The sequence below is a fragment of the Halomonas sp. IOP_14 genome (assembly GCF_021021315.1).
GTDB lineage: Bacteria > Pseudomonadota > Gammaproteobacteria > Pseudomonadales > Halomonadaceae > Vreelandella > Vreelandella titanicae.
The window spans coordinates 1-7,730 of record NZ_JAINWD010000075.1 but is presented as its reverse complement, the minus strand read 5'-3'; the positions used below and the strand labels follow the sequence as shown (position 1 = coordinate 7,730).

Genomic DNA, 7,730 nt, shown 5'->3' with positions numbered 1-7,730 from the left:
GGAACACCGTGACATAGCGATGACCGCGCCGGGAGGCGGTTTCGTCCACGCCGACCGTCACCACCTTGGACAGATCCAGTTCCCCCAACATGCGGCCAACGTAGTGGTGCACGATGCGCCATAGTCGTTTGTCGGAAATCTCCAACTGGCGGGAGACGGCCAGTACCGGCATCTCCTTGACCAGTGACATGGCCGCTTGCTCGAACAGCAGGGTAAAGTCGCTGCCCGGCCGGGCCCAGGGCACCTCTATGCGCTTGACGCCATGGTCAGGACACTTCGTGCGCGGCACGCGAGCATGCAGGTAACAGTGATGCTGAAAGAAGTTCAGATGCCGCCAGGTTTTGTCGGCAAAGTCATGAGCTTGGCAGGCCTTACCACATTCTGGGCAGGGATAGAGACTGCCTCGCTCCGCCTCGACATAGAGGTCCAGGCGGTGGGGCGACACGGCGGTATCCAGGTACTGGTTCTTGAGGATCCAGGGCGCTTCCAAGCCCAGGCCGAGTGTTAGAATCTGGGTGCCGTCCATGTCATACCTCCTGCCGCTGTGGAGGTCATATTCTGGCCCAGCTCAGGGGGCGAATTCCACACCCAACGTCGAAGAGCCAAAATTAATCTCTACTTCTCTGACGGCCTGGCTACCCCAGGGTCGCCAGGGAGGGAAAAAGGTCGACCATGATACTGGAAAGCCGCGTCATGGTACCCGAGACGATGGCGATGCCCATCAGGATCACAACCGTGCCCGCCACGGGGCGAGCATAGGCGCTCCACCTTCCTAGGCTTTGCCGATGCAGAGCGAATCGGTTAATCAGTAAAGTGCTGGCAAGAAAAGGTAGCGCTAGGCCAGCCGAGTAGGCACTGAGATATATCATTCCAGCCTGGGCACTAGCAGCATTGGACGTGGCCATCAAGATGGCGCCCAGGATGGGGCCGATACAGGGCGTCCAGCCGATGGCAAAAGATACCCCGAACACAGTAGCCGAAAGCGGAGAGCCACCCTGGACATTGGGGGTGAACTGAAAGGTACGCTGGAAAAGCGGCAATCGGAACACGCCGGTCATGAAGAGGCCCAGCACGATCACCGCCGAGCCGGCAACCCAGTTGAATTCTTGGCGATACCCTCGCATCAGTTGCCCGATACTACTGGCGCCGAGCCCGAGTAGGATGAACACGATGCTGAAGCCGAAGACGAAGAAGGCACTGAGGGTCAATGCCTCTAACCGCCTGTCGGCTTTACCGGCACTACCGCCTGTGACCACCGACAGGTAGGCCGGTAACAGAGGCAGCGTGCAGGGCGAGAAGAAGGAGACCAATCCGCCGATAAAGGCGCCGACCAAGCCGATGGAAGAGAGAGATTCCAATGTGTTATCGCAACTTAAGTTATGGAGACGGCCAACAAGGGTATTGATACCAATCCCATGGTGCTACCTCCTATCATATCCATTTTAACGCCGTAAGAATTTTAAGGCTTACAGCTGCTTTAAGGTCAACCTTTATTGACAAATTATTTGTCTCCTATCGAATTGCAAATATTACACATCAGGCTTGACCTTAAAGTTGACTTCAAAGTTATGGTGGCTACTCAATGAATGACATGAGGACATTTCCATGGCGCTACAACTGGGCGAGACAGCACCAAACTTCACGATCGAATCCACACAAGGCACGGTCAACTTTCACCAATGGCTTGACGACAGCTGGGCGGTTCTGTTCTCGCACCCCGCTGATTTTACGCCAGTATGCACCACAGAACTGGGCGCGTTTGCCAAGCGAAAGAACGAATTCACCAAGCGGGGTGCCAAACTGGTTGGGGTTTCGGTGGATCCTCTCAGCTCTCACCACGACTGGCTGGGGGATATTGAACAGACTCAGGGCACGGCCCTGAACTACCCCTTGCTGGCTGACGAAGATCAGGTGGTAGCGAAGCTTTATGGAATGATCCATCCCAAAGCCGACCCCAAACTGACGGTGCGTACGGTCTTCATCATCGATTCTGACAAGAAAATTCGTCTCACTTTGACGTATCCACCCAGCACAGGACGTAATGTCGACGAGATACTGCGGGTTCTCGATTCGCTTCAGCTAACTGACAAGCACAAAGTGGCCACCCCAGTTGACTGGCAAAACGGTGACGATGTCATCATCTCGCCATCGCTATCGAATGATGACGCTAGGCAACACTTTCCCGAAGGCTGGAACACCAAGACGCCCTACCTTAGGGTCGTGCGCCAACCGGAGCAATAGGAGCCCCGACCGGTAGATTCGTTGAGTCAGGCTGCCAGAAGCTTAGATTAATAATGTCGTGAGGTAACGCTATGCAAACACTAAGTATCGGCGAGCTTGCCGAACGAAGCGGGGTCGCTAGCCAGGCGATTCGATTCTACGAAAAAGAGAAACTTATGCCTCCTCCGAGGAGGACCGATGCCAACTATCGGCGTTACCCACTGGAAGCTGTGGATCGGTTGCAGTTTATCGTCCATGCCAAGCAGTGGGGCTTCACGCTGCAAGAGATTCGGGAGCTGCTAATGCTTCAGGATGCTAATGGCGACCGGGCGCAAGCTAAACGCATCGCCGGGGAGAAGCTGCACAAGGTGCGCGAGCAGATCAAACACCTCACGCGGATTGAAGCCGTATTATCGAAAACACTGAGCGAGTGTGCAGGCGAAGGGCCTATGCAGGAAGGCTGCCCGATTGTTGAAGCTATCGCTGAGCAGGCTGAATGATCAGCACTTTCTCGACAGCGAACATGGGGAATCAAGCTCGCATATCGGGTCGTCAATAAATAACAGGAGATCTTCATTATGGCGCAAAACGTCGATATCGAGATTCGTGGTATGTCCTGTGCTTCCTGTGTTGGACGTGTGGAACGTGCACTCAGCCAGCAGCCAGGCGTGATCAACGCTCAAGTGAACCTCGCCACCCAGAAGGCGGCTATCCAGGTCGAAGCAGTTACCACGACCACTAGCCTACTCGACGCCATTGAAACAGCGGGCTATCAACCGGTAGTGGAAAGTATCGAGATTCCTGTTACCGGCATGAGTTGCGGATCTTGTGTCTCTCGGATAGAGCGAACGCTAACGAAGCTGCCCGGCATGGTGGAAGTGAGTGTTAACCTTGCTACCCAGAAGGCCTTCGTTCGTTTCCTGCCAGGAGCCGTTTCGTTAACGCGTATTCAGCATGCCATCCGCGAAGCAGGCTATGAACCGCAGGATACCGATACGCCGCCACCAACGGACAGCGAGGATCGGGAAAGAGCCGAGCTTCGCCGTCGAGTCGTGCTCGCGGCAATATTTACGATTCCGGTAGTCATCATCGCCATGGGGAAAATGATTCCCACTTTTGACGCGCTGTTAACGAGTCTAATGCCGCATCGCGGCTGGATGGGCGTTGAGTGGTTGTTGGCCACACCGGTGCAGTTCTATGCCGGGGCACGCTTCTATCGTACTGGCTTCGCCGAACTCCGGCATTTTAATCCTGGCATGAATAGCCTCGTTATGATCGGATCGAGCGCTGCCTATTTTTATTCGGTCGCCGCCCTGCTAATGCCCGCGCTCTTCCCCGTCGGAACCGCCGTGAGCTATTTCGAAGCGGCGGCGGTCATCGTGACGCTAATTCTGCTCGGTCGCTATTTTGAACACATTGCCAAGGGCCGCACCTCCGAGGCTATCAAGAAGCTTCTGCAATTACAGGCGAAAACTGCCCGCGTCATCCGCGAAGATGAAACCGTCGAGCTGCCTATCGACGCCGTCGTCACGGGCGATCGTATTTTGGTTCGCCCAGGGGAGCGTGTTCCAGTAGATGGCATCGTTGAGGAGGGCCACTCCTACGTTGATGAGTCGATGATCAGCGGTGAGCCAGTGCCGGTCGTCAAACAGAAGGATTCCGAAGTCGTCGGTGGCACTATCAACAAGAACGGTGCACTTACCTTTCGGGCCACGCGAGTCGGTGCCGACACTGTCTTGTCGCAGATCGTCAAGATGGTGGAAACGGCCCAAGCGGAGAAGCCCCCCATCCAGCAGTTGGCCGACAAGGTTGCTGGTGTATTTGTTCCCGTAGTCATCGCTATCGCCACGATGACCTTTGCACTCTGGTTCGCTTTCGGACCGGCGCCGTCCTTGTCCTTTGCCTTTGTCACTACCGTTAGCGTGCTGCTAATTGCCTGCCCATGTGCGATGGGCCTGGCCACCCCAACGGCCATCATGGTCAGTACCGGGAAAGGGGCCGAGATGGGGGTGCTATTTCGCAAAGGGGCGGCGCTTGAGACGCTGGCCAAGATGAATACGGTGGTGCTGGACAAGACCGGCACTTTGACCCAAGGACGCCCCGAACTGACTGATTTCGAAGCTATTAACGGTCATGAAAACGACGTGCTGCGACTGGTCGCGGCGGTGGAAGCTCAAAGCGAGCACCCCATCGCTGAGGCTATTGTGCAGGGCGCCAAGACCCGTGGGCTGGAATTACCCCCTGTCAGTCGCTTTAGTGCCGAGCCAGGCTACGGCATTGAAGCCGAGGTCGACGGCCACTTGGTACATGTAGGGGCTGATCGTTACATGCGTCGGCTGGAAATCGACCTCGGCCAGGCAGAAACACGCGCCAAGGTGTTGGCCGAGAACGCCAAGAGCCCGCTCTATGCCGCGGTAGACGGTCAGCTTGCTGCAGTCATCGCGGTGGCGGATCCCCTCAAGGAGGGCTCTGCCGACGCTATCGCAGCACTCAAAGCGCAAGGGCTGGAAGTGGCCATGCTCACCGGCGATAACCGTGCCACTGCCGATGCTATCGCCCGACAGGTTGGCATCCAGCAGATTCTCGCTGAGGTACTGCCCGACCAGAAAGCGGCAGAGATCCGGCGTCTCCAGGCGGAGGGCAAGCGCGTCGCTTTTGTGGGGGACGGGATCAATGATGCGCCCGCTTTGGCCCAGGCCGACGTGGGCATTGCGATCGGCACTGGCACCGATATTGCCATCGAGTCCGGCGATGTGGTGCTGATGAGTGGCGATTTGCGAGGCATCGTCAATGCCACGGCGCTCTCCAAGCGTACCCACCGGACCATTATCGGCAATTTCGTTTGGGCCTATGGCTACAACGTAGCGTTGATCCCCGTGGCGGCGGGCGTGCTCTATCCGTTCATCGGCGTATTGCTCAGCCCCATGCTGGCGGCGGCGGCCATGAGCATTTCCAGTGTTTTTGTGCTGACTAACTCGTTGCGGCTACGCCGTTTCACATCGGATACCGGCAATGCCACACCACGTCCAAACGATGCTGTTCATCGCGCCTAAACCAAACAATGTCGTGTTAACGAGGAATTCAAAATGATGGGAAGTGAAAGCTGCATGTGGGGTATGGCAGGGATGGGCCTAATAGCGATCTTGTTGATTATTGCGCTGGGGCTTGGTGTTGCTGCGCTCATCAAATACCTGTTTTTTAATAAGAAGTGATGAAGCTGGCAACCGAATACAATCGTCCCCCTTGGGTAGATCAGAAACTAATAAAGAGAGCATCCATGAGATATATCCTACCTATCACTTATTGCCTAGCTGCTGCAGGTCTGTTAGGTCTTATAACGTTGCCTGCGTTGGCGCAGGAAGCAAGTACTGATGCCACTGAGAGTCGTCAGGCCAGCAGTGCCACGAATACTGAGTCTCCCTTGCCCAAATCGATTACCGCATTGGTGGATCAAGGGTTCACCTTCCATGGCAGCTTCGAAGCGCCTGACGGTCTCCAAGGCTATGCCTTGTCTTATGATAATGAGCCTATGGCAGCTTATATCTCCTCCTCTTCCGACTACGCCGTCATTGGTACGTTAATCGACCCGCAGGGCAATGCCGTTATGGAAAGCCAGCTTCAGGCTCTGGTGCTGGACCCCATGCTGGAAGCTACCTGGAGTGCGTTTGAAAACACTCGTTTTATCTCGGAGGGGAATGATGATGCTTCGCATATTGTGTACACACTAACAGACCCCAACTGCCCCTACTGCAATGCACTCTGGAAAAATTCGCGCCCGCTCATTGAGCAAGGCGTGTTACAGCTTCGTCACGTGCTGGTCGGTGTGCTATCAGAGGACAGTCTTCGCAAAGCTGCTGCAATCCTTGAATCCGACAATCCGGCCAGTGCTCTCGAAACTCATGAACTGGAATTTCGCAATGGCGGCATAAGGCCGGTGGAGCCGTCGGAGGAGAGTCAAGCGCTTCTTAGAAATCACGCCCAGATCATGCGTGAGGCCGGTGCTACGGGAACGCCAACCAGCTACTACCGTGATGAAGCCGGGAAAGTTCAGCGTATCAATGGCGCAGTGTCGACCGACCAGTTTCGCGAAATATTGGGCGTTGAATGATACACCATAACGGTACAGGGCTGAGATGCGAGTCTCCCCAATCACGACCACTGAGATGCACATGGCAACCAAGCTTAGCGTAAAGCAAACGCTCTTTTTGGGGCTCACTCTATTGATGGGTTTGGCGGCCCTTTATTGGATTCTGATGGAGACCGGCGCCTTGTCGGTCTTGACCGACAAGCAGGCCTTGCGTGAGTGGCTTGATAGGCTGGGCGTCTGGGGGCCGTTGGCCATCATCTTTATGATGATGGCGGCCATTGTCATGAGCCCGATTCCCAGTGGCCCAATTGCGATGGTGGCTGGTGCGCTTTACGGCCCAGTTTGGGGGACGATCTATGTCGTTATCGGTGCCGAAGCCGGTGCTCTGCTCGCTTTCTGCATTGCTCGTTTGCTCGGCTATGAAGTGATGCAACGCTGGCCGCGTTCGCGGCCCATCCTCAACTGGCTGGGAAAGGAGCGCTCTCAGACAGGCTTGATGCTCATCGTTTTTGCATCCCGATTGGTGCCCTTCCTTTCGTTTGATGCCGTCAGCTATGCGGCAGGTATCACCCCCCTGTCTTTCTGGCGCTTTTTGATCGCCACACTGGCCGGCGTGATCCCCACGGCGTATCTAATCGTCATGTTCGGCGAAGTGCTGATTACGGCCGACTCCCGTGGCCTCACAATCGCGCTGATTCTCATCAGTGGCATTACATTGCTGCCTCTGCTGGCGAAACGCTTATGGGCTCGACAGCCATGACCGATAGCAACCGAGTGCTCTAAATCAACTTTCGTAAGCATTAACAATGCTCAGCAGGCACTTACCCGCTACTACCTGTGAGACGTACACGTGAAATTTCGGACATTGCTATTTTTACCCCTATTGGGCTTTTTTGGTTTGAGCTTTTTCTTTTATCAGGGCTTATCAATGGATCCTAGCGCCAGAGATTCACCCTTGTTAGCTCAGCCGTTTCCGCCATTCAGCCTGACAACGCTGGAAGACCCCTCAAGGCTCGTTGATGAATCTCTTTTTAAAGGAAAGGTGACATTAGTCAATGTGTGGGGAGAGTGGTGTCCGACTTGCAAACATGAAATGCCGCAGTTATTGGATTTAGCCGCGCGAGGCGTCCGCTTGGTTGGGATCAACTACAAGGATACCCAGGCAAAGGGGCTCGAGTTTCTTGACGAGTTCGGGAACCCTTTTGAAGTCAACATCTTTGATCCAGAGGGTAACCTAGGTTTTGAGCTAGGTGTGTATGGCGCCCCAGAAAGCTATCTGGTCGATACCGAAGGCACTATTCGTTACAAACATACAGGTTACATAACGTCTGAAGATGTTGAGCGAGTCATCCAAGAAGTCGAGAAGTGGAAACGATAAAACGGTTATGAAAATGAACCGTACCGGGATTCCCGGAGGCTCCAA

General features: G+C 55.0%; 9 protein-coding genes. 7 read left to right on the top strand and 2 right to left on the bottom strand.

Annotated elements, in window-relative coordinates; genetic code table 11:
* Together K7H09_RS23890 and K7H09_RS23885 are read right to left on the bottom strand one after the other, a co-directional pair.
* Window positions 1-526: helix-turn-helix domain-containing protein (locus tag K7H09_RS23890; RefSeq protein ID WP_230806303.1), on the bottom strand; the 526-nt coding region annotated here is incomplete at its 3' end.
* A gap of 109 nt (window positions 527-635) precedes the next feature.
* A complete protein-coding gene (locus K7H09_RS23885; RefSeq protein ID WP_022522193.1) occupies window positions 636-1,358 on the bottom strand; it encodes a cytochrome c biogenesis CcdA family protein in 723 nt (240 codons plus the stop codon).
* 247 nt (window positions 1,359-1,605) lie between these two features.
* Here K7H09_RS23885 and K7H09_RS23880 point away from each other — a divergent pair, with 247 nt between their 5' ends.
* The 7 genes from K7H09_RS23880 (at window position 1,606) to K7H09_RS23855 (ending at window position 7,685) form a co-directional block, all read left to right on the top strand.
* A complete protein-coding gene (locus tag K7H09_RS23880; protein ID WP_074211540.1) occupies window positions 1,606-2,241 on the top strand; it encodes a peroxiredoxin in 636 nt (211 codons plus the stop codon).
* Window positions 2,242-2,312: 71 nt separating this feature from the next.
* Entirely contained in the window at window positions 2,313-2,720 is a 408-nt protein-coding gene (locus tag K7H09_RS23875) for a heavy metal-responsive transcriptional regulator (protein WP_058579630.1), read from the top strand.
* Between the two features lie 78 nt (window positions 2,721-2,798).
* Window positions 2,799-5,273, top strand: a complete 2,475-nt coding sequence (locus K7H09_RS23870) for a heavy metal translocating P-type ATPase (protein WP_172420649.1) — start codon at window positions 2,799-2,801, stop codon at window positions 5,271-5,273.
* Window positions 5,274-5,306: 33 nt separating this feature from the next.
* Entirely contained in the window at window positions 5,307-5,432 is a 126-nt protein-coding gene (locus tag K7H09_RS24515) for a hypothetical protein (protein WP_258955997.1), read from the top strand.
* Window positions 5,433-5,497: 65 nt separating this feature from the next.
* Window positions 5,498-6,328, top strand: a complete 831-nt coding sequence (gene dsbG, locus K7H09_RS23865) for a thiol:disulfide interchange protein DsbG (RefSeq protein WP_022522190.1) — start codon at window positions 5,498-5,500, stop codon at window positions 6,326-6,328.
* 61 nt (window positions 6,329-6,389) lie between these two features.
* A complete protein-coding gene (locus tag K7H09_RS23860; protein WP_230806301.1) occupies window positions 6,390-7,067 on the top strand; it encodes a TVP38/TMEM64 family protein in 678 nt (225 codons plus the stop codon).
* Between the two features lie 90 nt (window positions 7,068-7,157).
* Entirely contained in the window at window positions 7,158-7,685 is a 528-nt protein-coding gene (locus K7H09_RS23855; protein ID WP_053856991.1) for a DsbE family thiol:disulfide interchange protein, read from the top strand.
* Window positions 7,686-7,730 lie beyond the last annotated feature (45 nt).